The sequence below is a fragment of the Balnearium lithotrophicum genome, assembly GCF_900182585.1.
GTDB classification, from domain to species: Bacteria; Aquificota; Aquificia; order Desulfurobacteriales; family Desulfurobacteriaceae; genus Balnearium; species Balnearium lithotrophicum.
Map to the genome: position 1 here is coordinate 30,653 of NZ_FXTM01000003.1, position 23,114 is coordinate 53,766.

At 42.5% G+C, this 23,114-nt stretch carries 16 protein-coding genes; 4 read left to right on the forward strand and 12 right to left on the reverse strand.

The genetic code is table 11. The features are described from left to right. Positions 1 to 5: 5 nt before the first annotated feature. Both trpB and FN732_RS01455 read left to right on the forward strand, forming a co-directional pair. Positions 6 to 1,211: a tryptophan synthase subunit beta gene (gene trpB, locus FN732_RS01450; RefSeq protein WP_142933884.1), complete on the forward strand. Its 1,206-nt coding sequence runs from the start codon at positions 6 to 8 to the stop codon at positions 1,209 to 1,211. Next, on the forward strand, positions 1,208 to 2,425 hold the full coding sequence (locus tag FN732_RS01455) for a bifunctional diguanylate cyclase/phosphodiesterase (protein WP_142933887.1): 1,218 nt from the start codon (positions 1,208 to 1,210) through the stop codon (positions 2,423 to 2,425). Before trpB ends, FN732_RS01455 begins: the two co-directional genes overlap by 4 nt. A 19-nt stretch (positions 2,426 to 2,444) precedes the next feature. On the opposite strand, the gene FN732_RS01460 is transcribed toward FN732_RS01455, so the two are convergent. The 4 genes from FN732_RS01460 to FN732_RS01475 form a co-directional block, all read right to left on the reverse strand. Further along, a complete protein-coding gene (locus tag FN732_RS01460; protein ID WP_142933889.1) occupies positions 2,445 to 4,295 on the reverse strand; it encodes a citrate/2-methylcitrate synthase in 1,851 nt (616 codons plus the stop codon). A 10-nt stretch (positions 4,296 to 4,305) separates the two neighbouring features. After that, the gene (locus FN732_RS01465; protein ID WP_142933891.1) at positions 4,306 to 5,607 is read right to left on the reverse strand and encodes an ATP citrate lyase citrate-binding domain-containing protein; all 1,302 of its coding nucleotides are present in this window, start codon (positions 5,605 to 5,607) and stop codon (positions 4,306 to 4,308) included. An 80-nt stretch (positions 5,608 to 5,687) separates the two neighbouring features. Then, entirely contained in the window at positions 5,688 to 7,895 is a 2,208-nt protein-coding gene (locus tag FN732_RS01470; protein WP_142933893.1) for an NADP-dependent isocitrate dehydrogenase, read from the reverse strand. Between the two features lie 49 nt (positions 7,896 to 7,944). Further along, positions 7,945 to 9,897 (reverse strand): aconitate hydratase, encoded by a 1,953-nt coding sequence (locus FN732_RS01475; RefSeq protein ID WP_142933895.1) that lies wholly within the window; start codon positions 9,895 to 9,897, stop codon positions 7,945 to 7,947. 95 nt (positions 9,898 to 9,992) lie between these two features. On the opposite strand from FN732_RS01475, the gene FN732_RS01480 reads away from it, so the two are divergent. After that, positions 9,993 to 11,168 carry an RtcB family protein gene (locus FN732_RS01480; protein WP_142933897.1) on the forward strand — a complete coding sequence of 392 codons (1,176 nt, stop codon included), beginning with the start codon at positions 9,993 to 9,995 and terminating at the stop codon, positions 11,166 to 11,168. A gap of 24 nt (positions 11,169 to 11,192) precedes the next feature. Here the strand turns inward: FN732_RS01480 and FN732_RS01485 are convergent, their stop codons facing one another. From FN732_RS01485 to FN732_RS01500, 4 genes are all read right to left on the reverse strand, one after another. Then, the gene (locus FN732_RS01485; protein ID WP_142933899.1) at positions 11,193 to 12,266 is read right to left on the reverse strand and encodes a hypothetical protein; all 1,074 of its coding nucleotides are present in this window, start codon (positions 12,264 to 12,266) and stop codon (positions 11,193 to 11,195) included. Between the two features lie 46 nt (positions 12,267 to 12,312). Continuing rightward, positions 12,313 to 14,256, reverse strand: coding sequence for a DUF505 domain-containing protein (locus tag FN732_RS01490; protein ID WP_142933901.1), 1,944 nt, complete (start codon positions 14,254 to 14,256; stop codon positions 12,313 to 12,315). A 102-nt stretch (positions 14,257 to 14,358) separates the two neighbouring features. Further along, positions 14,359 to 14,628: a hypothetical protein gene (locus tag FN732_RS01495; protein WP_142933903.1), complete on the reverse strand. Its 270-nt coding sequence runs from the start codon at positions 14,626 to 14,628 to the stop codon at positions 14,359 to 14,361. After that, entirely contained in the window at positions 14,621 to 16,984 is a 2,364-nt protein-coding gene (locus FN732_RS01500; RefSeq protein ID WP_142933905.1) for a GGDEF domain-containing phosphodiesterase, read from the reverse strand. Before FN732_RS01500 ends, FN732_RS01495 begins: the two co-directional genes overlap by 8 nt. Before the next feature lie 122 nt (positions 16,985 to 17,106). Here FN732_RS01500 and FN732_RS01505 point away from each other — a divergent pair, with 122 nt between their 5' ends. Further along, the gene (locus tag FN732_RS01505; protein ID WP_142933907.1) at positions 17,107 to 18,852 is read left to right on the forward strand and encodes a chloride channel protein; all 1,746 of its coding nucleotides are present in this window, start codon (positions 17,107 to 17,109) and stop codon (positions 18,850 to 18,852) included. A gap of 109 nt (positions 18,853 to 18,961) precedes the next feature. On the opposite strand, the gene mqnE (FN732_RS01510) is transcribed toward FN732_RS01505, so the two are convergent. The 4 genes from mqnE (FN732_RS01510) to FN732_RS01525 are packed head-to-tail and all read right to left on the reverse strand — an operon-like array spanning position 18,962 to position 23,091. Next, positions 18,962 to 20,068 carry an aminofutalosine synthase MqnE gene (mqnE, locus tag FN732_RS01510; RefSeq protein ID WP_142933909.1) on the reverse strand — a complete coding sequence of 369 codons (1,107 nt, stop codon included), beginning with the start codon at positions 20,066 to 20,068 and terminating at the stop codon, positions 18,962 to 18,964. After that, positions 20,065 to 21,177 (reverse strand): aminofutalosine synthase MqnE, encoded by a 1,113-nt coding sequence (gene mqnE / locus FN732_RS01515; protein WP_142933911.1) that lies wholly within the window; start codon positions 21,175 to 21,177, stop codon positions 20,065 to 20,067. The genes mqnE (FN732_RS01510) and mqnE (FN732_RS01515) overlap by 4 nt, the downstream gene beginning before the upstream one ends. Next, positions 21,177 to 21,584 (reverse strand): metal-dependent transcriptional regulator, encoded by a 408-nt coding sequence (locus FN732_RS01520; protein ID WP_142933914.1) that lies wholly within the window; start codon positions 21,582 to 21,584, stop codon positions 21,177 to 21,179. Before FN732_RS01520 ends, mqnE (FN732_RS01515) begins: the two co-directional genes overlap by 1 nt. Before the next feature lie 58 nt (positions 21,585 to 21,642). After that, entirely contained in the window at positions 21,643 to 23,091 is a 1,449-nt protein-coding gene (locus tag FN732_RS01525) for an FAD-dependent oxidoreductase (protein ID WP_142933916.1), read from the reverse strand. Positions 23,092 to 23,114: the final 23 nt, after the last annotated feature.

Below are 23,114 nucleotides of genomic sequence, written 5' to 3' on the forward strand. Positions count from 1 at the left end.
TAAGTTTGTACAGTTATCCTGATGTTAGAGGTAAATTTGGAGAATTTGGGGGAAAGTACGTTCCTGAAACTTTAATGGCTGCCCTATCTGAATTAGAGGAGGGGTACAGGAGAATTAAGGATGACCCTGAATTTCAGGAAGAGTTTCAAAATCTACTAAAAGTTTACGTTGGAAGACCTACTCCCCTTCAGTTTGCAAAGGGATTTTCAGAGTACTTAGGAAATGGTATTAAGGTTTATCTAAAGAGAGAGGACTTAAACCATACAGGAGCACATAAGATAAACAATGCCTTAGGCCAGGCTCTCCTTGCAAAGAGGTTGGGAAAGAGAAGGATAATTGCAGAAACTGGAGCTGGACAACACGGGGTTGCAACTGCAACGGCCTGCGCATTTTTGGGACTCGAGTGCATTGTATACATGGGAGAGGAGGACGTTCGCAGGCAGGCGCTGAATGTTTTCAGGATGGAACTCCTTGGAGCAAAAGTTGAGGTCGTTAAAAGCGGAAGCAGGACGCTTAAAGATGCAGTTAACGAGGCCATAAGGGATTGGGTTACAAACGTTAGAACAACTCACTACATAATAGGTTCAGCTGTAGGTCCCCACCCCTACCCAATGATGGTGAGGGACTTTCAGTCTGTTATTGGAAAGGAGGCAAAGTCTCAGATTTTAGAGGCTGAGGGAAGGTATCCTGACTTGATAGTTGCCTGTGTTGGTGGTGGTAGTAATGCAATTGGAATATTTTATCCATTCGTTGAGAATGAGGATGTTGAGCTTGTAGGTGTTGAAGCGGGAGGATACGGCTTGGACACTGACAAGCACGCTGCAACTCTATGTAGGGGTAAAGTTGGAGTTTTCCACGGGGCAAAGTCCTACCTTCTTCAAACAGAGGATGGTCAGGTAACACCAACTCACTCAGTTTCGGCAGGACTTGACTATCCCGGTGTAGGTCCAGAACACTCTCTACTAAAGGAGATTGGTAGGGCAACGTACGATGCGGTAACTGACGATGAGGCTTTAAAGGCCTTTCAAATTCTTTCAAAGACTGAGGGAATTATTCCTGCCCTTGAGAGTTCCCATGCGGTTGCATGGGTAATAAAGAACAAGGATAAACTAAGGGACAAGTTGATTATTATCAACCTTTCAGGAAGGGGAGACAAGGACGTATCCCAGGTAAAGGATATTCTTGAAGAGAGAAAAGAGCTAAGAATATGAGGGATGATTTAACAGGTCTTCCTTCCAGAAAGGCATTCTTCTCCAAGCTCCTTTCTATAGAAGAGGGGACTTCTGTCACAGTTCTCCTTATAGATATCGATAATTTTCGTTTTGTTAACTTCACTTACGGTTATAGAATAGGTGACCTTATTTTAAAATCTGCATCCTCTTACTTTAAGAAAATTTTAGGTTATCACTTTAAAAATGTATATGTAGCAAGGACTGGAGCCAACCAATTTGGAGTACTGATATTTAATGATGTTCCTGTGGTTAGAATAGAGGAAGTTTTTAAAAGGTATCTTCACTTTGTTGAATTTAGATTAAACGCAGATTCTGTAAGAATTACTAACAGTGTAGGTGTTAGTAGTGGTAACGTTAACTATGAAAAAGTGTTTCTTGAGGCAGAAGAGGCACTTTTTGAGGCCAAAAACCTAAAAAATACATTAGTAACCCATGAAAACTTTAAGTTTAAGGACTTTGAAAAATTCAAAAGAACGAGGGAGAAGTTAATCAAGGCTATTAGGGATTCGGGAGTAGTTCCGTACTTTCAACCGATAGTATCCCTCAGAACAGGAGAAATTTTCGGTTATGAAGTGCTGTCAAGAATTTTTGTGGATGGAGAACTATTAAGGGGGGATTACGTTTTTGCAGTAGCAGATTCTTTAGCTTTAACTCCAGATATCGATAAGCAGCTTTTTTTAAAAGCAATAAATTTCTTTAGCGATTACAAACTCTTCTTTAACTTATCTATGAAATACTTTTTCCGTGAATTAAACAACATATTCCAAATTACAAAACAACACTCTCTCGACCTATCAAATGTGATTTTTGAAATCACAGAGTCTCAAAGAATTGTTCAGGAAGGAACTGCTGTAACACTATTCAAGATGTTTAAGGAGTTTAACGCTAAAGTAGCAGTTGATGACTTTGGAGCCGGATATTCAAACTTTATGTATCTAAAAAAGTTTCCTGCAGATGTTCTTAAAATAGATGGAGCATTCATTAGAAATTCAAAGAACGATATAAGGGATTTAACAATTGTCAAGTCGATAGTTCAAGTTGCCAGAGCTTTTAAACTTCGTAGTTTGGCCGAATTTATTGAAGATGAGGAAACTTATAGACTTATGAAGGAAGTAGGAGTTTCTTTAGGACAAGGTTACTTTATAGGTAAGCCTGAACCTGAACCTAAAAAAATAAAAATAGAGTTAAATTAGGGGGCAAAGCCCCCTCAATTTAGGTTCCTTCCGGTCTTTTAACGTCGTAAAGGATGTCATCCCAAGGATGTCTGTAGAGGGGCATTGCAAGGCGCTTTTCATCTAAGATGTGGCCGATAAATCCAATTGAACGTCCTAAGACAAAGAATGCGTTAAATGCTCCGGCTTCAATAAGCTCGTCAATTTCCTCCTCTGAGAAGCCCAAGCTCCTGAACATATCAACTAAGAGAACACCAATAGTTCCATCAACGTTGAGAATCAGGTTCTCTTTCTTGGATGTCGTTACTTTCTCAACTTCAAGGGCATAGTTAAGGAGCTCTGTTGATGGAAAGTTCTCCTTGGCGAAGTTCTTGAGGAGCTCCACCCTCTTATCCGGGTTCTTTGTTGACTTAATTCTGTGTCCGATTCCTGGAATTGGTTTCTTTTCAACCTTTTTCATGTACTCGACAAACTCAAAGGGGTCCATCCCCTTCTCTTTTGCCATCTTGAAGTACTTGGCAGCTCCGTCAATAGCACCACCGAACCTCGGGCCAATCGTTAAAAGTCCTGTTACGAGGGATGAAATTAGGTCCTTTCCAGCTCTTGCAGTTACCTTAGCATTGTGGGCTCCAGAGACTGCAGGTCCGTGGTCAGCAACAATCTTTAGGACCATATCGATAAACTGTGATGCCCAGCTTGGAAACTTCCTCTTAAACCATAGAAGTCCAATAACGTCTGCAATAGAGTATCCCTTCTCTACAACCTCGGAGATGGGAACTCCACAGTAAGTGGCCTCTTCTCCCCTGTCGTCCGAGATTGTACAGATGAAGTGAGTTGGTCTTCTAACCTTTCCGGCCTTTCTTGCCTTATCGTAGTCCTCAGGAATCGGTGGAACTTCAGGTTCTTCAATTTCTCCGATTTCTCCCTTGGCTTTCAAGTCCTCGTAAACAGAGCGTATAACCTCTGGAAAGTCGTTGAACGATTCGGGAACTATCGCACCTGCCTCTTTCAGAGCTCTGTTCTTAGCATCGGCAGTTTCCCTGTCTGCTCCAGCCTTTGCTCCAGCGTGGCCGAACTGAACCTCTCCTCCAAAGTGCTTGGCTATCGTTCCTATACACCAAGCAATTACAGGCTTTGTTATGTCTCCCCTCTTGATTGCCTCAGCAACCCTGTACTCTAACTCTCCACCTACTTCTCCCAACATTATCATGTACTTGACTGCCGGGTTCTTCTGGAATCTCATTAGGTGGTCTAAGAAGTCAGAACCTGGGAACCTGTCTCCACCGATTGCAATTCCCTCAACTATTCCATCTGCATTCCTTGCGATGATGTTTGAAAGCTCGTTAAAGAGACCTCCAGACCTTGTAACGAGTCCACAGGAACCGGGTCTGTGAAGCTTTGACTTGACAATGTTTTCAAGGGTTCCACCTGCGTTTCCAATCCTGAAGGCACCAGCTGCAATTCCACCGACTGTAGCTGGACCTATAATCCACTTTCCAGAGGCTTTTGCCCTTGCAGCCATATCCCTTGCAAGCCTCTCAGGAATTCCCTCGGCAGTAATAGCAATAGTCCTTATTGTAGGGAGATTGATGGCCTCAATTGTTACGTCGTAAGCTGTTCTAAAGGAGGCAAAGTTAACTAAGACATCGGCATCTGGGTGTTCCTCTGCAGCCTCTGTAGTTGATCTGTATATAGGAATCATAATCTCTTCAGTTCCGTAGAAGAACTTCTCAAATTTCCTGCTCTGTGTAGGAGCTACAATAGCAACGATTGATGGAGAACGACCTACAAGGTAGTCGTAGTCAAGCATTCTCTGAATAGCGTTTCTGTTCAAGTTCCAGAAAATTGCCTTTGTATTTCTATCAAAAAGTATGTAGTCAGGCCTTGCCATTTTCCCCTCCTTATGGATTCTCCTTAAGAGCTTTTTCAACAATTGCCGTTATATGGGTTTCAGGACCGTAAACCTCAATTGGAAGCCCGAGCTCCTCGGCAGCCTTCTTAATCTTTGCAAGTCCTACCTCGTAGTTTGGACCTCCGCGGCGAACGTAAATCTTAACCCCAACTTCCTTCAGCTTATCTGCGTACTCCTTAAGGGCGTCAATGATACCGTCAAATGTCTTTGCTACGTCTGTGAAGTTTGCAATTGCCCCACCTATGATGAGAATCTTTGGCCTTCCCTGAGGGTCCTTGTGACGTGTCATTAGGTCAAGAACTGTCTTAACATACTCCCTCGTTTCAGCCCTTGACGGGTTACCGGAGTACTCACCGTAGTTTGCAAGCTCCTTAACGTATCCCAAGTCTGCAACTGTGTCTGCATAAACAACAGAAGCTCCACCACCAGCGACCAACGTCCAGATTCTTCCTTCAGGATTAAGAATTGTAAGTTTAAGGGAAGCTCCGGACTTTTCATCCATCTCCTTGATGTATTTCTCTTCAGGTGAGAGCTCCCCACCAAATCCTGCAGGAAACTCTAACTCTCCCCACTTCCTTCCAACTAAAAACTGGGCTGTATCATCAACCCTTCCAACAAAGTCAAGAGGATAGACCTTATTACCAACCATTACAAGTGGGTTAATTTCAAGGTATGCAAAGTGCATATCCCTAAAGAACCTGTAGAGTCTCTTAACAAAGTCTGCGTACTTTTCCTTATCCTTTATTTCAGGTGGAACATTCTCCTCTATAAGCCTGTCAATCTCTTCTTCCGTTGCAAGAGGAGGAATGACAACTTCCTTCACCTTGTCCCAATTCTCCTCAACATCAATTCCACCAAATGCAGACATGTAGATGTGGTCTCCGTCGTAACCAAGTGTCATTGCAACGTAGTACTCATCCTCCGGAGAGTGGGGAATACAGGGCTCAATGAGAAAGTGTGTCAACTTTCCCTTTTTACCCTTAATCTCAACCTCTTCCTCCATCTTCTTCTTAATCCACTCCTTGACAGTCTCGTAATCAACGTCACAGGGCTTTTCCTTCTTAAAGAGAATGAGCCCCAACTTTCCCCTCTTTCCAAAGAGCATGTCAGGTTTTGCAACGAGTGGGACTTCCTTCAGCCATGGGTACTTTTCAGGAAGTTTGTTGAGGTCCGTTTCTGGAGTTACGAGTACAGATTTGAAATCGTACTCAAATTCCGGTGAGAAATACTCGTTCCAGTGCTGGGCAAGAATTCTCTTGCCGTCGTACTCCCTAATTCCTCTCTGAGCCATCTATCTCCTCCTAAATTAGTTACATACTAAAAAGGGGGGCACAATGCCCCCCTAATTTTAACAACTTTTTAACAGTTTGTTTACAGGTTATCAATAATTTCGTTTAAGGTCTTTGAAGGCCTCATTGCTGCCGTTGTCTTATCATCGTCAGGGTGGTAGTAACCTCCGATGTCCTTGGGAGTTCCCTCAGTCTGGGCAATTTCTGAAAGAATTTTCTCCTCGTTTTCTACCAATTTTGCAGCAACAGGTTCAAATATCTTGGCAAGTTCAGCATCCTCACTTTGAGCAGCCAACTCCTCAGCCCAGAACCTTGCAAGCCAATAGTGGCTTCCCCTCGTATCGAGCTGACCAACCTTTCTCTTGGGGGTCTTATCCTCGTCCAAGTACCTTTCAACGGCCTTTGATAGAGCTTCTGCCATAACTAAGATTTTCTTATTCTCACTTCCACCCTGCTTGTAGGCAAGCTTCAGGGCCTCAACGAATGCTAAGTACTCACCCAAGGAATCCCACCTTAGGTGTCCTTCCTTAACAAACTGTTGAACGTGCTTTGGAGCAGAGCCACCAGCTCCAGTTTCAAAGAGACCTCCTCCAGCAAGGAGGGGAACTATTGAGAGAGCCCTTGCAGATGTCCCAACCTCTATGATTGGGAAGAGGTCTGTCAGATAGTCCCTCAGAACGTTTCCTGTTACGGAAATCGTGTCAAGTCCCTTTCTGAACCTCTCAAGTGTAAACTTCATTGCTTCCCTTGGAGGCTTGATGTACCACTCTACTCCTTCAAGGTCGTACTTCTGGAGCTCCTCCTTCACCTTCTCAATGAGCTCCCTGTCGTGGGCCCTCAAGGAGTCGAGCCAGAATACGATTGGAAGTCCAGTTTCCTTGGCCCTGTTAACTGCAAGCTTTACCCAGTCGCGAATTGCTATATCCTTTGCATGGCAGCTTCTGTAGATGTCCCCTTCTTCAACCTCATGCTCCATCAAGACATTTCCATCCTCATCAACAATCCTAAACTTACCGTTGCTTGGAGCAAAAAATGTTTTATCGTGGGAACCGTACTCCTCTGCCTTCATCGCCATAAGGCCGATGTTTTGAACGGTACCAACCTTTGTTGGGTCAAACTGTCCGCGAACTTTAACGTCCTCAACAATTTCTGAGTACATTGTTGCATAACACCTATCTGGAACTGTTATTACACAGTCATCCGTCTCTCCACTTGGACCCCAACCCTGAAGTCCGTTTTTAAGAACTGCAGGAATTGATGCATCGATAATTACATCGTTCGGCCTGTGGAGGTTTGTTATTCCCCTATCAGAGTCAACCATGTAGAGCCTTGGTTGCTCCTTGTATATCTCCTCTAAGGTCTTCTTTATCTCCTCCTGCTTTTCTGGAGGTAGCTTTGAGAGTTTATTTTCAAGGTCGATAAGTCCCTTGTTAGGGTCAAATCCGATTTCCTCAAGTTCCTTTCCGTGTCTCTCAAAGAGTTTTTTATAGTAAACCCTTATTGCATCACCAAAAATAGCAGGGTCAGAGACCTTCATCATTGTAGCCTTAACGTGAAGGGAGAAGAGGATGTCCTTGAACTTGGCATCGTTTATGACTTCCTCAAAGAACTCCTTGAGCTTTCTCCTGCTCATAAACGTTCCATCAACTACGTCCCCCATCCCCATATCAAACTCTTTTAGAACCTGAACGTTTCCATTCTCATCTACAAATTCATACCTGATTTTTGTATCCTTCTTCAGAGTTACAGACTTTTCATTCTCGTAGAAGTCTCCACTCTTCATGTAGGCAACGTAACTTTCACTCTTTGGAGACACCTCCTTCATTCTGTGTGGGTGTTTCTTTGCGTAGTTTTTCACAGGTGGAGCAATTCTCCTGTCGGAGTTACCCTGCCTTAGAACGGGGTTAACTACACTACCCACACACCTATCGTACTTGGCCTTTATCTCCTTCTCTTCCTCGGTTTGAGGGTTTTCAGGGTAGTCTGGTAGGTCAAAGCCCTGTGACTGGAGCTCCTTTATAGCCTCAACAAGCTGTGGTACGGAGGCTGAGATGTTTGGAAGCTTAACTATGTTGGCCTCTGGCTTGTGAACCAATTCACCCAAGTATGCAAGGTCATCGGGAGCATAACCAAATTGAGCAAGTATTCTTCCGGCAAGTGAAATATCCTTTAGGTCAACGTTAACACCTGCATGTTTTACAAACTGTCTTACTATTGGAAGAAGTGAATAGGTTGCAAGTAAAGGTGCCTCATCGGTCTTCGTCCAGACAATAGTTGGCCTTTTTGCCATACTTTCCTCCTCCTTTAAGATATTTTAAGGGGGCAGAGCCCCCTATTGTTTAGTTGTTCTGTCCTTCAAACTTCTGCTTAACGTAGGCCAATACGCCACCAGCCTTAATGATTTCAACCTGACGCTTGTTTAGTCCATGCTTTGTAGGTATTGATATACCTTTCGTTCTGTTTATTACTGTTATGATGTTGTCCTCTCCAGGTGCAAAGTTTGAAAGGTCAATCTCCAACCAGTCCCCCTGGTCAATCTTGTCGTAGTCCTCCTTGTTTACAAATACAAGCGGAAGAATTCCAAAGTTGATTAGGTTCGCATGGTGAATACGGGCAAAGGACTTGGCAATAACTGCCTTAATTCCAAGGTACATTGGTCCTATCGCCGCGTGTTCCCTTGAAGAACCCTGACCGTAGTTTTCTCCACCTACGATAAATCCACCTCCTTTCTCCTTAGCCCTTTGAGCAAACGTTTCGTCTACAACGGAGTAAACGTATTCAGAGATTGCAGGAATGTTTGAACGCAGTGGGAGAATCTTTGCCCCACCCGGTATGATGTGGTCCGTTGTTATGTTATCGCCAACCTTAAGGAGAACCTCTCCCTCAAGCTTATCTCCAAGAGGTTCCTTGTATCCTACATAGTTGATTGTTGGACCCTTGTAGATTTCAACCTCATCCGGGTCTGCAGCTGGGGCAAAAATCATTGAGTCGTCAATCTCAAATTTTTCGGGAAGGAATACCTTAATTTCCTCAAGTCCCAAATCCCTCGGGTCTGTTATTACACCCTTCATGGCCGTTGCTGCAGCCGTTTCTGGAGATGCAAGGTAAACCTGAGCATCCTTTGTTCCTGAACGTCCGTAGAAGTTCCTGTTGAACGTCCTTACGGAAACGCCTCCTGAAGGTGGTGCAAATCCCATTCCAATACAGGGACCGCAGGCATTTTCGAGAATTCTGAATCCTGCCCTTAGGAAAACATCGTAGTAACCTTCCTTGTCCATCATTCTGAGTACCTGCTTCGAACCGGGAGAGATGGCTGCCGATACGAGAGGGTGAACCATCTTTCCTGTTCTCTTAAACATTTCCCCTACAGTTTTAAGATCCCTGTAGGATGAGTTTGTACATGAACCGATTGCAACTTGGTGAACTCTCAATCCTTCAACTTCTTTAACCTTTTTGACGTTGTCCGGCATGTGGGGGCAGGCAATGAGGGGTTCAAGTTCGGAGAGGTCTATATCTATAACCTCATCGTAGGTCGCATCAGGGTCAGCCTGTAGAGGTCTCCACTGGGCTTCCCTTCCCTGAGCTTTCATAAAGAGGTATGTCTGCTCATCACTTGGGAATATTGATGTTGTTGCACCTAATTCTGCTCCCATGTTAGTAATTGTTGCCCTCTCGGGAACTGTTAAATACTTAACACCCTCTCCACCGTACTCAAATATCCTTCCAAGTCCACCTTTAACTGTTAATCTCCTGAGGAGCTCCAGGATAATGTCCTTAGCAGAAACAAAAGGTCTCAGCTTGCCGTATAGGTTTACCCTTACAACCTTTGGCATTGTAAGGTAGAATGGCTCTCCCGCCATTGCGAGGGCTACGTCCATTCCACCGGCACCTATTGCAAGCATTCCGATTCCACCGGAGGTAGGTGTATGGGAGTCTGAACCTAAGAGGGTCTTTCCGGGAACTGCAAACCTTTCAAGGTGAACCTGGTGGCATATGCCATTTCCGGCCTTGCTGAAGAAAACTCCAAACTTTGCAGCTGCTGTTTGGAGGAAGAGGTGGTCGTTTGCGTTTTCAGGTCCTCCTGCCTGGAGTGTGTTGTGGTCAACGTAGGAAACAGAGAGCTCCGTTTGAACCTTCGGAAGCCCCATAGCCTCAAAGTGGAGGTACGCCATCGTTCCAGTAGCATCCTGAGTGAGGGTCTGGTCAATCCTTATGGCTATAGGCTTTCCCGGGGTCATGTCCCCCTCAACTAAGTGGGTCTTGATGATTTTTTGTACAATGTTTAGTCCCATCTTTCCTCCCTATATTTAAATTCTCCATTGCTTTCGAAAAGTTAGTAAAAATTATGTAAAAATTTTGTAAAAATTTCAATAGAAGGGGAAAATCTATGGAACCAGTTGTAATAGAGGGAAGGGTTCCGATATACGTCTATGCAAAAGACTTGGAACCAGGAGTTTTAAACCAGATAGAGAGAATAAGGGACTTACCCCTTTTTAGGGAAAGAATTGTAATTATGCCTGACTGCCATGCAGGAAAGGGATGTGTTATAGGTTTTACAGGTTACTTCGACGACGTAGTAATTCCAAACATAGTTGGAGTTGACATAGGCTGTGGTGTTTACACGTATCCACTCAACATAAAGGTTAACAGGGAAAATCCGAGAGAAGAAATAGACCTTAGAAAGTTTGATGCTTTTGTAAAGGGTAAAATTCCAATAGGACTTACATCCAGAACAAAGTCAAATGCTAAGAAACTCCCCCTTTCTAAGGAGGATAGGGAGCTCCTCTCAGAGATTCGCTTCGTCCTTATAAATACCTACGGGATAGACCTTCAGGAGCCACTACTCCAAGTTGGAACCTTAGGAAGTGGAAATCACTTTTTGGAGTTGGGAGTAGATGATGAAGGTCAGCTTTACCTAACTGTTCATACAGGCTCAAGAAACTTGGGTTTAAGGGTTTGTAACTTTTTCTACAACAAAGCAAAGGAGTACACGAAAAAAGTTATGCCAAACCTACCGAAGGAGCTTTCAATCCTTCCTATTAATAAGGGAGGAAAGGAGTACATAAGGGCTATGAGGTTAGCCCAAAGATATGCCGACCTTAACAGGAGGGTAATTTTAAAAATCATTGTTGAGGAATTCTTCAAGGAAGAATTTCAGGAGGAGAGAATTATAAGGAGCGTTCACAACTATATAGATGTTGATAGGGACATGTGCGTTAGGAAAGGGGCTATCTCTGCCCACTTGGGGGAAAGGGTAGTTATCCCCTTTAATCTTACAACTGGATTAATTGTAGGAAAGGGAAAGGGAGTTAGGGAACTTAACTTTTCTGCTCCCCATGGGGCTGGAAGAAAGGTTAGCAGAAAAAAGGCAAAAGAACTCTTTTCTGTCAGTGAATTTAGAAAGGCTGTTGAGGAAGCGGGCGTTTACTCTTCTACAGTTTCAAGGGAAACCCTTGATGAGGCCCCCTTTGCATACAAGGACCCTAAAGAGATTTTGGAGTTTCTTCCAAAGACCGTTGAAATAGAAAAGTTTATAAAACCAATATATAACCTGAAGGGATAAGCCGGCCATTTAGCCGGCAAATTTTTAAGCAACAGGATATGCAAATGGTGGCCTTTCCTCAACTAACTTGATGTCCTTGGCCTCCTTCGGTAGGGGAACAACTTTAGTCCTTTCCACCCACCTCTCAGGAAGGTGGATTCTCCTTTTACCTATTCTTATTACGGCAGGTGCAACCTTTGCCTTGTACTTAATCCTTACCCCCCAAACCTTTCTTCCGAATTTGTTCTCAAACTCGCCAGGCCCCTCTAACTCTATATCCTTAGCAGAACCTGGGAAGTAGATTCTCTTTGCGTAGTGTCTATCCCTACCCTCGTGATAGTAAACAAGCCACAAAACCTTTCCTTCCTTGTACTTAGCCTCTGTTGGTATGTACTTCTCGGCTTTCTCCTCCTCCTCTAAGAGCCTCTGGACGTACTGCTCAATCGTTTCATCTTCCCTTATCTCGTTCTCAGTCCAAACTTCAAACTCGACTTTCCACCCCTTAACAGTAGCAATTATGTTTGCAAGCTTAACGTTTCTCTCCTCTTCTCTCTCAACAAGCTCGTCTATCCTATCTAAAATATCCTCAAACCTCTCCCTGAAATCGGGAAGCTTTGTAACTGCAACTATTATGTCTCCCTGTTTCTTCAGCCTTTCGAGCGTCTCCTCGCTCTCTGCCAAAACCATTGCCTTTCTTATTTCACAGAAGTTTCTCCTTAACTCCTCAAGGATTTCTGGAGAAAGCTTTAAGTCAACAACGCTCTCAAGGATTTCCTTGAGAATCTTCTCAGGAATCTCCTTTAACCTCTCATCTATCGTTTTATTTTCGCTTCCCCAGGGGGAGTACTCCTTATCCCAGTTTTTGTACCTTGCTATGTAGTTTGCCAGTCTGACCGTTACCCTGTTCTCCTCAAGGGCAACCTCCCTCAACTCCTCAACCATTGAGCCAAACTTCTTCTTCCAGAAGGGTGAATAGGTTAGCGTGCAGAGGTAATCTGAGCGTTTCTTGAGGTCTGTAAGCTGCTCAGGTGTTTCAACCTCCAACATCTCATCTCTGATTATGCAGTTTATTCTCCTTATGTCATCCGGTCCTTCTACTCTTCCGTAGATGTGTGCCATCTCTCCCTCCCAATATTTAGTTTAAGGGCGGCTAAACCGCCCAGAATTAGTTGAGTTTTTCAAGAGCTTCAAGTATCAAAAGACCTGCCTCGTTTATGGAGCTCTTACCTATGAGGTTTGAAGCCCTAAGAATTACAAGCTCTCTTTCAAAAGACTCAGGGTCAAGCCCTGAAAGCTTCATAGCTTCCTTAAAGTTCTTTGGAAGGACCCTTACCTTCCTTTCCTTCTCATAGAGCGTTCCGACCTTCCTTAAGGCTTCAAGAACTCTCACTGCAAGAGGTGTTATAGGATTTCCGAAACCTTCAGGTGTTCCGGAGAGAGCTCTCTTGATTAGCTTTCCTGGCTCTGTGAGGATTATTGCCTCGTTCTGGAGGATATCTATGTAACCGCGAGCTTCCAATTTGTTGAGTGCGTACTCAACCTCCTCCTTCCACGTCTCGTCAAACTGTTCGTAAACATCCTTAACAAAGAATCCCTTTTCAGGAATCTTGTGGAGAACCTGGAGTTCAAACCTTGTAATGTGCGGAAGCCTCCTTATTTCGTAGGCCATTTGAGCATACATCTTTCCTGCTTCCGTTGCCTCCCCTCCGCCTATAAGCTGAGCCTCAACACCCTTTTGATACCACTCAACGTTTGGAGCTGCAAACTCTTTGTTTGTAACAGTTATCGCTTTAACTCCAACTGCCGGTATTTCCCTAATTCCCCTCGTCTTCATGTCCTCAAGGACCTTTTTACCGAACTCTGTTAGGTAGTGAACCTTCTTCCCCTCTTTTTCCTCTGCCCTTATCAGGTTGAACGATTCAAGGGTATAGAGGGACTCCTGAACCAAGTCGTACATCTTCTCGTACCACTGGTTACCCTTCTCGTAGAAGGACTTGAAGAGCTCCTCAACAGTCTTAACCTCACCAAACTTCTTCTGAATTTCTTCCTTCTTCTGATAACCTAAGTCCTGATAGAGTCTCCTTCCGTAGTACTCAAGGAGATGCTTGTACTCCTTAAGTGGTTTGTAGAACAGGTAGTGGACAAGCTCATCTACAGTAGGAAGCGTTGATGGGTCGCTTTCGTTGTGCTTCCAAACCTCTTCGATTCCCCTTAGGAGCTCTGCATCAATCACCTCAACGTTTATCGACTTAACGGGTTTAAAGCTCCTCTCCTTCCAAATCCTGTAGGCCTCAAGTAGGTGTTCCCCAGCAGGTAATGGATTGCCCTCATCATCAATCAGCGCAAGCTGGAATAGAACCTCCTTCTCCTCGTCTGTAACGGCCTCAAATCCCTCGTAAACGGCCCTCTCCAATGAGTCCATTATGTCTTCAGAGATAACAGTTTCCAACGTTGGAGCTATCGTTTCGCACGCAGCCTTTATCTCCCTTCCAAGTGGAGTTAATGAGTAGATGTCAGACGTTGGAACTGAAAATGCCAGTAACCTCATTGCTCCCATTAGAATAGGGAACCTTCCCCCTGCAGGAAGCATTGAGGACTCGGCAGGTCCTGCCGGCATCTCCTTTATGTACTGACAGAGTTCCCTGTCTATAATCAACCTTGGATGGGCATTCTTAAATATCTCGTAGATATCCTTTGCGTACTGGTTAACTGTCCTGAATACTCCCTTCTTCTCTACCTTCCTCTCCTCAATGAAGCCCCTCTTTTCAAGCTCCTTCTCGGTTAGCTCTCCTGGAATATCATCGTTCTCAATTGCTGTTTCAATCATCATCAAAACTTCTGAACCGAGCCACCTAAACTCCTCATCCCACTTTGACGGATGGAGAATAAACTTCTTCTCAACCATGTCATCTAAGATGTTGGCTAAAGCCCTTCCCCAGTATGTAAGGGCATACTCTAAAGGCCTTACCTGTCTAAGAAGGTTCATTCTCTCAAGCTCTAAGTAGGGCGGCTCCTCAGACTTTAAGAAGAGCTGACACGTCGGAGCTTGATTCTTCTCCTCCTCCCTAACTCTCATAAGTGCTAAGGCGTGTTCTTTTCTGATTACCATCTGTCTCCCTCCTCTTTAGTTTATATCTGTTATTTAAATTATGTCAAACATTTTTTTAGGGCAATAGAGTATCTACAGGATTACCTGCAAATTTGTTAAATTTTAACTTGCACTTCCCCACTCTTCTAAAACCCTCTCCTTGTATCCAAGTTCATTGAGGACCTCCAACTCCTCTGCTAAGAGAAGAGCGAAATTCTCTAAATCCTCTTCAGAAAATTTAGAAAAGTCCAAGTTTACGGGATTCTCAGGAATTTCCATATTCTCCTTTCCTAACTGATAGAGAACTTTTTCCAAAATCTCCCTCAGAGTTTTATCACCCAATTCAACTGAAAGTTCAATTAAAAGTCTCTTAAGCTTTTTTCTTTTATTCACAGTAACTCCTTTCTACAACTTCCTTGATTCTTTCAAAAGGAACTGGAGGCATAAAGTAGAACCCCTGTCCCTCTTCACACCCCATTTCTCTCAGCTCCTTTAATGTCTCTTCGTTTTCTATACCTTCTGCTAAAGCAGTTGCTCCAACGGAATGTGCCAGGTCTATAACTGTCCTCACAACGCTCCTTGCCCTTTTCGTCTCTAACATTTTGAGAACAAAATCCTTATCTATTTTCAATTTATCAATATCAAAGTCTATCAGATATTCCATATTTGAATATCCTTTACCAAAGTCATCTAAGGCTATTTTTATCCTCTTCTTCCTCAACTCCTCCAATAGTTTAGATGTATACTCTGGATTCTCCATTGCAGTCCTTTCTGTAATTTCCACAACAAGGAGTTCAGGATTGAACCTGTAATACTCAAGGGCATCCATAATATCGTTTAAAAAATTTTCTGAGGAAAACTGCTTTGATGAGAAGTTAACAGAAACAAAGCAACTTTTACCCAAATTTTTCATATCCTCCAGGCTCTTTCGTAGAGCAAACCTTCCAATTTCTAAAATTAGGTCCGTTTCTTCTGCTATCGGTATAAATTTATCAGGTGGAACTGCCCCTAAATCCTTTGAAAACCACCTTATAAGGGCTTCAAACCCTACAATTCTATTGTCCTTCAGTGAGTAGATTGGTTGATAGTACACTGTTAACTCTCTATTTTTTAGAGCCTCTGATAATTTTGCCCTTATCATCTGCTTTTCTAACAACTCTTTTTCCAACTCTGAGCTGTACAGGGATATTGTGTTAATGCCTAATTCCGTAGCTTTTTTAAGAGCTAAAAGTGACTTTTTCAGTAGCTCCGTTTCATTTTCAGCATCTGTAGGAAAAACTGCTATTCCAACGTTATAAAGAGGAACAAACTGTCCAAGTATGGGTTTTTCAAAAATCTCCTTTAAGGTCTTTATAAAGTTGTCTAAACTTTGATTTATTTTAGTATAAACAGAAATAATAAATTCGTCGAATGATATTCTAGCTACATAGACTGTAGGAAATGCACTTTCCATTCTTTTGACAATTTCTAATATCACATTCTTTACCGTTACTTTATTTGAATAGGACAGAAACAGTAAATCTCTCAAGTTTACGATTTTTATTGAAGCTATTATAAAATTCTCATTTCTCGATTTAGCGATTCTAATGATTGGTCTTAAGTACTTTTTGAACATAAGAATATTTGCTAGTCCAGTTTCTAAATCGTAGAAAATGGCCCTTTTTAGTTTTGTTTCTATAATTTTTCTGTCAGATATATTCCTTCCTATTAAAATAAATTTTTTAAGTTTTTTGGAAAATACCATATGTCCTTCAAACCAGACAGGAATTCCGTTCCTTGTTAAGAACTTATATTCAACTTTAATTGTTTTATCTGGATTTTCTAATGCTTGATTGAGAACGTATATGAACTTCTCTCTATCGTCGGCAGAAATAAAATCAAAAATACTCTTTCCTACTGTCTCTTTGTCGTAATAACCCAGTTTGGTTAAGGACTCACTTTGATAAAGTATTTTCCCTTTCCTATCCAATAGGAATAGGATATCGGGAGAGTACTTCATTAAATTTTCAAGAGTCGATAAAGTTTTCTCTAATTTTTTCTGCAAGCGCTTCTCTTTTGTTATATCAATCAAAATTAGTAAGAATTTTATTGTATGACTTTCCTCTCTTATATTATTTTTAATAGCTTTTATCCAGAGATATCTGCCAGTTTTCTTCTTAAATCTGAAAATTACTGTAATTTTCTTCTTATTTTTATAGTTTTGATTTATAAGGTTTAAAAAATTTTCTCTATCATCTGAATGGACTTTTTCTATAAAAGACTCAAAGTCTCCTAAATCACTCTTATCGTATCCTGTTAATTCAAAGATTGCACTGTTGAGGTAAATAATTTTAACGGCCTTTGTTTTCCTGTTTACTTCTACTTCTTGAATTGGAATGGTTATAGTCTTTATTTTATTTTCTAAATCGACTTTACTTGTTATATCAATTCCTATAATTAGTCCATAATATTGATTTCCTATTTTAATAGTTTTTTTCAACGATTTAAGATAGACAAACTTACTATCTTTCTTTAATAAAGCCAGGATATAAAAATTCTCTTGTGATTTATCCTCGGAGATTCCAGTTTTACTTTTCTTAAATGATGGAAATAACTCTTGAATTGTTCTACTTTTTATCTCCTTTTCACTATAATTTGTCAATTTTAACGTATACTTATTGAACCATACGGGCTTATCCTTCTCATATATAATAACAATAGCCGGAATTTCATCTATAATCTGCCTTAAAATCACACTGCTTAATTTCATATTCTCCTCCCCAAACTTTTTACTTTTAAGATTATTGGAATCTCTTCTTAAAATCAACTGATATTATTCTTATTGTCCTAACAACTTTTTCCAATTAAGAAAAAGAGTTATTATTTTGAATCATGATAAAGGAAATCTACGAAATAAGAAAGCTCTTACTTCTATCTATTCCAGTAGGGATTCTTTCTGGACTTCTGGCAGTTGGATTTCTCTATTCACTGGATTTCTCTACAAACCTCTTCTTGGGAAATATCGTAGGCTATCATCCTCCAAAGCCCTTCGGAGAGGGAGGAGGAGAAACGTACGTTTTCTTCATCTCTCACAGGTTTCTCCTTCCACTTGTAACCGCCATTGGAGGATTAATTGTAGGAATACTGGTCTATCTTTTTGCACCTGAGGCAGCAGGCGTAGGTACGGACGTTGCAATAAAGGCCTTCCACTACGGTCTTCCGATAGGTTTAAAGAGCTCCATCTTAAAACTCATTACCTCGGCTATAACCATTGGAAGTGGTGGCTCATCAGGTAGAGAAGGTCCTATGGCACTTATAGGTGCCGGTATTGGAAGGTGGTTTGGGGAAGCTCTAAAACTGACTCAGGAGGAGAAGAACATTCTCCTTGCAGCAGGCTTAGGAGCCGGAATTGGAGCCGTTTTTAGAGCTCCCTTTGCAGGGGGAATTTTAAGCGCTGAGGTCTTCTACAAGGAGGACTTTGAAGTAGAGGCACTGATTCCAGGATTTGTCTCCTCCATTGTAGCCTACATCGTTGCTGGATTCTTTGTAGGATACGAACCCCTGTTTAAAACGGAGGTCGTTTTTCCAAAATTTACAACCGAGGAGATTGCAGGGTACATCGTTTTAGGCATCGTTTCAGCATTTATTGCAAAGTTCATGATTTTCACCTTTTACAGTGTAAAGAACCTGTTTAAAAACTTAAAAATCCATCCAATCCTGAAACCTGCAGTTGGTGGCTTCTTAGCTGGAATCTGTGGAATCCTCACTCCCCTTGCTGTGGGAAACTCTTACGGCTGGATTCAGATGTTTATGAAAGGAGAATTCTTGTACTTATCATTTCCACTAATCCTCCTTAGTATTCCTGTTGTTATTCTTTCACTCTCATTCACGTTGGGTTCTGGTGGGTCTGGTGGTGTTTTTGGTCCATCCTTGGTTGTAGGTGGAATTACGGGAGCTTCACTCTCAATTCTATTTAACGATTTACTTGGAGGTCCCGTTTTTAATCCTGGAATGATGACAATTGTAGGAATGATTTCCGTATTTACTGCAGCTGCAAGCGCTCCTCTTTCCACAATTATCCTGGTATCTGAAATGACAAGAGGGTACGACATTCTTCCGTACGCCCTCCTATCACTGGTAATTGCCCATAATCTTGCAGGATTTGAGAAAACGCTCTTTGAGTACCAACTCTTAAACAGACTTGAGTCTCCATTCCACAGAGATGAACTAAAGGCCTTCATTTTGAAAACTGCAAGGGTGAAGGAGGTTATGACCAGGAATGTAATAGCCCTCCATCCAAATGCTTCCGTTCTTGAAGCAAAGGAGATAATGGCTAAAAAGTTTATTGCGGGAATACCTATTGTTAATGAGAAGAATCAGGTAATTGGAATAGTTACAACGTCGGATGTTTTAAAGGTTGAGCCGGAAAAAATGAAGACTACAAAGGTCTTTGAAATAATGACTCCCAAACCTGCATGTGTCCTTCCGGATTGGAACTTATTAGAGGTTATGAAGCTCTTTGCAAACTACGGTTACGGCAGAGCTCCCGTTGTCTCAGATTTTGAATCTATGAAGTTAGTTGGAATTATTTCCCGTTCAGATATAGCCAGATACCTGATAAAGAAAAACGTTATTTAACCTTCCTCTTTTCCTCCAACGTGTGTTTCCATGCAAGCACTGCAAAGGAGAGAGGAAGGGCAATTGCAATTATTGTACATATTATCCCTAAAATCGTGTTCTCACTCATCTACACCTCCCTGTAAACTTCAATCACGTTGTAGAGAGTATCCCTCTCTACAGGGATTTTTCCGGCTTCCCTTATGAGCCTAATGAGCCTCTTTTTTGGTATATACTGTCCTGCTCTTGCTCCTGCAGCCTGAGTAATATCCTCCTCTGTAACCGTTCCGTCAATGTCGTCTGCTCCAAACTGGAGTGCAAGCTGGGCTATCTTTTCGCCCAACATTACCCAGTAGGCCTTTACGTGTTGAAAGTTATCAAGGAGAAGCCTTGAAACTGCTATCGTCTTAATTTCATCAAACCCTGTTGTGTAGTTGGCATTGGGAATTTCTGTATTGATAGGGTGGAATGCAAGGGGTATGAACGTTTGAAATCCTCCCGTTTCGTCCTGAGCCTCCCTCAACCTGATTAAGTGGTCAACCCTGTCCTCAAAGGATTCAATGTGTCCAAAGAGCATCGTTGCATTACTCTTCAAACCCAACCTGTGTGCCGTTTTGTGTATCTCTAAGTACTCCTCCCCTGAAATCTTATCGGGACATATCCTTTTTCTAACACCTTCGGAAAATATCTCTCCACCACCTCCTGGAATTGAACCGAGTCCTGCTTCTATTAGGTCCTTCAGAGTCTCCTCAATAGTTCTACTTCCCCTCTCGGATATGTACTTAATCTCCTCTGCAGTGTAGGCTTTAACGTGAATGTCTGGAAACTCCTCTTTAACTTTCCTTACAATATCTAAGTAATCCTCGTATCCCCAGTCGGGATGAAGGCCTCCAACTATGTGAACCTCTGTAAGTCCCGGGTTCTGCTCCTTGTAGTTCCTCAGCTTTTCAAGGATTTCTCCAACTGTTAGTTCGTATGCTCCCTCTTCTCCCTTTTTCTTTCTAAAGGCACAGAACTTACACGTTCCAATGCAGATGTTTGTGGGAGTTATGTGAACGTTAACGTTAAAGTAGGCAAACTTTCCGTTCTTCCTCTCTGAAACCAAGTTTGCCAGATATCCTATCGTGTGAATGTCGTTAGATTCAAAGAGGGTAAGTCCATCCTCAAAGGAGAGCCTCTCGCCGTTTAAAACCTTTTCAGCTATGGGAATTAACCTCTCATCTCTTATAAAGTTCATCGGTAAACCCTCAAAACGTTGTAGTTTGTGTCCCTCTCAACTGGAATTTTTCCGGCCTCCTTTATGAGCTTTATAAGCCTCTCCTTTGGCATGAACGATGAACTTTCTGCCCCTGCAGACCTTGTTATCGTCTCCTCAACGACCGTTCCATCAAGGTCGTTTACTCCAAAGTGTAGGGAAATCTGAGCCAACTTTTCGCCTAAGGTTATCCAGAAGGCCCTTACGTGCCTGAAGTTGTCAAGGAGGAGCCTTGCTGCCGAGAGCATCTTCAGGTCGTCAAACCCCGTTGTAAAGTTTCCTCCAAGTTTGGTGTTCTTCGGCTGGTATGCAAACGAGATGAATGCCTGAAAACCTCCCGTTTCGTCTTGGAGCTCCCTCAGCCTCAAAAGGTGGTCAACCCTCTCCTCTACAGTTTCTATGTGACCGTAGAGAATTGATGTATTTGTTTTAAGTCCAAAGGAGTGAGCAACCTTGTGGATTTCAAGGTATCTCTCTGCAGAGAGTTTCTCAGGACAGAGTTTTTCCCTAACTCTACTACTGAAAACTTCGGCTCCCCCTCCTGGAAGAGCATCAACTCCGGCCTCAATTAGGTCTATTAGAACCTCCTCCAGACTCCTTCCCGAGATTCTACACAGGTGGTCTACTTCTTCGGCTGTGAACGCCTGAATCTTTGCATTCGGATTCGCCCTCTTAATTTCACTAACGAACTCAATGTACTTTTCGTAGTTCCAGTCAGGATGAAGACCGCTAACTATGTGAATCTCACTTACTCCCTCAAATTCCTTGGCCTTTTTAACTGCATCCTCAAGTGAGAGCTCGTAAGCACCTTCCTCTCCCCTCTCCTTCCTAAAGGCACAGAACTTACAAGACCCCTTACACAGGTTTGTTAGGTTTATGTGCCTATTAACTATGAAGTAAACCAACTTCCCGTTTTTTCCCTCATTTACAAAGTTTGCAATCCTCCCCAAGGTCAGGATATCGTTTGTTTTAAAGAGTTTTACTCCATCCTCAAAGGAGAGCCTCTCTCCGCTTAAAACCTTCTCAGCTATGGGAAGGAGCTCCCTGTCCTCAACAAGCTCAGGGTCTAAAATCTCCTTAATATCAACCATCAATCTTCCCCTTCTACTCTTATGCCCTTCTCCTTTAACGTTTCAGTCAACTTCTGAATCCTCCTTATGGTATCCTTTGAGAGATGGTGTTCCATAAGACAACCCTCTTCTTCAGCCCTCTCCTTTGAGAGTCCTAAAACGTCCATAAGAAATTCCCTTAAAACCTCGTGCTTTCTGTAGAGGGCTTCTGCATACTCCTTACCCTTTTTGGTTGTTCTCACGTAGCCGTAGGGTTCGTACTTGATGAACCCCCTTTCAGAGAGTCTCTTTAGAACCTCTGTTACCGTAGGCATCTTTACACTTCTTGCCTTGGCAATCTCCTTTACCCTTGCTACTCCGTTTTCCCTCTCAATCAGGTAGATTGTCTCAAGGTAGTCCTCTAACCTTGGGGCTAACTTATCTTCCATTTCTCTTCCCTTCATTGGTAGTTTAGAATAAATATAAACCTAACTCCGTTAAGTTCCACTAACTTTTAACCTTTATTCCGCAGTGCTGACAGAGGGAGCTCTCAGATGCAACAAAGAGGTTTGAGCCGGAGCTCCTTTCAGGTTTAGGAAAGTAAAAGTCAACTGTAAACCAAGCCCTGTCCTTCAATCCTAACTTTTTTAAAATTTTGTATGCCGTTTCTTTTGCCTTAGCTGAGGCCTCAACAAATGTCGTCATTCCAGTTGCCGCATCTCCTGTGACGAAAATATTATCTCCCTCAAACCTTGACAACAACTCCCTATCAACGTCAAAACCTATCGCCGGAACGATGTAGTCTGGAGAGAAACTACCACACGAAAATGAAACTACTCTACCCTTGGACCCTTTTAGTTCACACTCTGTATAAACTCTAACTCCCTCCTTTATAGCCTCCGTTAGCTCCCTCCTGTTTGCCCTTATCTGAGAGCTCTCCCCCCTGTAAATTACAACAACCTCTGCCCCCCTCCTTACAGCAAGCCTTGAAACGTCAAAAGCCGTATCACCTGCCCCTATAACGGCTAACTTCTTTCCCTTCAAGTGTGGCGGATTCTTCAAAAACTCCAGAGGGTAAATTACCCTTCCTGAGAAGTTCTTAATTAAGCTCTCGTCCAATTTCCTTTCTCTCTGAGCTCCAACGGATAGAACAACTGCATCGTAACCCTCAGGTCTTTCCCTAACTTCACGGTTTAAATGGATTTTCAAATTTTTAAACGAAGTGACAAAGGCTATCTCCTTCTTTGAGATTTTCCTATCAAGCTTGAAATCTGGAATAACGTTTAGAATTCCACCAAGCTCACCCTCTCTTTCAAATAAGTCGACCTGAACTCCGACGGACGATAAGTAGTAAGCAACAGTTATTCCAGCTACTCCACCTCCAACAACTGCAACCCTTTTTCCAACCTTTGGGAAGAATGGTTCCCTCTCTCTAACTTCTATCTTCTCAAGAACATTTCTTGCCATTTCCCTGTGTACTTCCTTTATCCTCAGAGGCCTTTCCGGAAGAACCCCACACTTTTCCTCACAGGGTGCTGGACAGAGCTCTCCCAGCGTAAACGGAAAGGGAGACGATAAAAAGAAAACTCCAAAAGCCTTTTCAAGCTCTCCTTTTTCACATAGAGACATAAAGGAGGGAACTTTTACACCTGCAGGGCAGAAGTCCTCACAGGGAGAGGTTTCCCTCTTCTTTCCCCTTCCTGCATCGTAGGCTTGAAGTGCATAAAGGAGAGCCTGTGAAATTAGAAGGGTCAGTGAACCGTAGTTAACCGGAAAGTTTAAAAGGTACCAGTAGTAAAATGGAAATGAAAATATTGAAAAAATAGAAACTCCTGTTAAATTCCTTCCCTCGTAAATCTGACCTAATCCTGGCAGAATGAGGGATAATTTTTGGGCTTTCCTCCTCCTTTTTAATACTTCCGCTCCCTTCAGTGCAAATAGTCTGTCAGGTTCCATTTTTCCCCTTTCCTTCGTTTAAT

What these genes read in the sequence shown, in the direction of transcription:
- FN732_RS01455 (WP_142933887.1), top strand. Translation starts at nt 1,208, where the DNA reads ATGAGGGATGATTTAACAGGTCTTCCTTCCAGAAAGGCATTCTTCTCC.
- FN732_RS01460 (WP_142933889.1), bottom strand. Translation starts at nt 4,295, where the DNA reads ATGGCAAGGCCTGACTACATACTTTTTGATAGAAATACAAAGGCAATT.
- FN732_RS01465 (WP_142933891.1), bottom strand. Translation starts at nt 5,607, where the DNA reads ATGGCTCAGAGAGGAATTAGGGAGTACGACGGCAAGAGAATTCTTGCC.
- FN732_RS01470 (WP_142933893.1), bottom strand. Translation starts at nt 7,895, where the DNA reads ATGGCAAAAAGGCCAACTATTGTCTGGACGAAGACCGATGAGGCACCT.
- FN732_RS01475 (WP_142933895.1), bottom strand. Translation starts at nt 9,897, where the DNA reads ATGGGACTAAACATTGTACAAAAAATCATCAAGACCCACTTAGTTGAG.
- FN732_RS01480 (WP_142933897.1), top strand. Translation starts at nt 9,993, where the DNA reads ATGGAACCAGTTGTAATAGAGGGAAGGGTTCCGATATACGTCTATGCA.
- FN732_RS01485 (WP_142933899.1), bottom strand. Translation starts at nt 12,266, where the DNA reads ATGGCACACATCTACGGAAGAGTAGAAGGACCGGATGACATAAGGAGA.
- FN732_RS01490 (WP_142933901.1), bottom strand. Translation starts at nt 14,256, where the DNA reads ATGGTAATCAGAAAAGAACACGCCTTAGCACTTATGAGAGTTAGGGAG.
- FN732_RS01500 (WP_142933905.1), bottom strand. Translation starts at nt 16,984, where the DNA reads ATGAAATTAAGCAGTGTGATTTTAAGGCAGATTATAGATGAAATTCCG.
- FN732_RS01505 (WP_142933907.1), top strand. Translation starts at nt 17,107, where the DNA reads ATGATAAAGGAAATCTACGAAATAAGAAAGCTCTTACTTCTATCTATT.
- mqnE (WP_142933909.1), bottom strand. Translation starts at nt 20,068, where the DNA reads ATGAACTTTATAAGAGATGAGAGGTTAATTCCCATAGCTGAAAAGGTT.
- mqnE (WP_142933911.1), bottom strand. Translation starts at nt 21,177, where the DNA reads ATGGTTGATATTAAGGAGATTTTAGACCCTGAGCTTGTTGAGGACAGG.
- FN732_RS01520 (WP_142933914.1), bottom strand. Translation starts at nt 21,584, where the DNA reads ATGGAAGATAAGTTAGCCCCAAGGTTAGAGGACTACCTTGAGACAATC.
- FN732_RS01525 (WP_142933916.1), bottom strand. Translation starts at nt 23,091, where the DNA reads ATGGAACCTGACAGACTATTTGCACTGAAGGGAGCGGAAGTATTAAAA.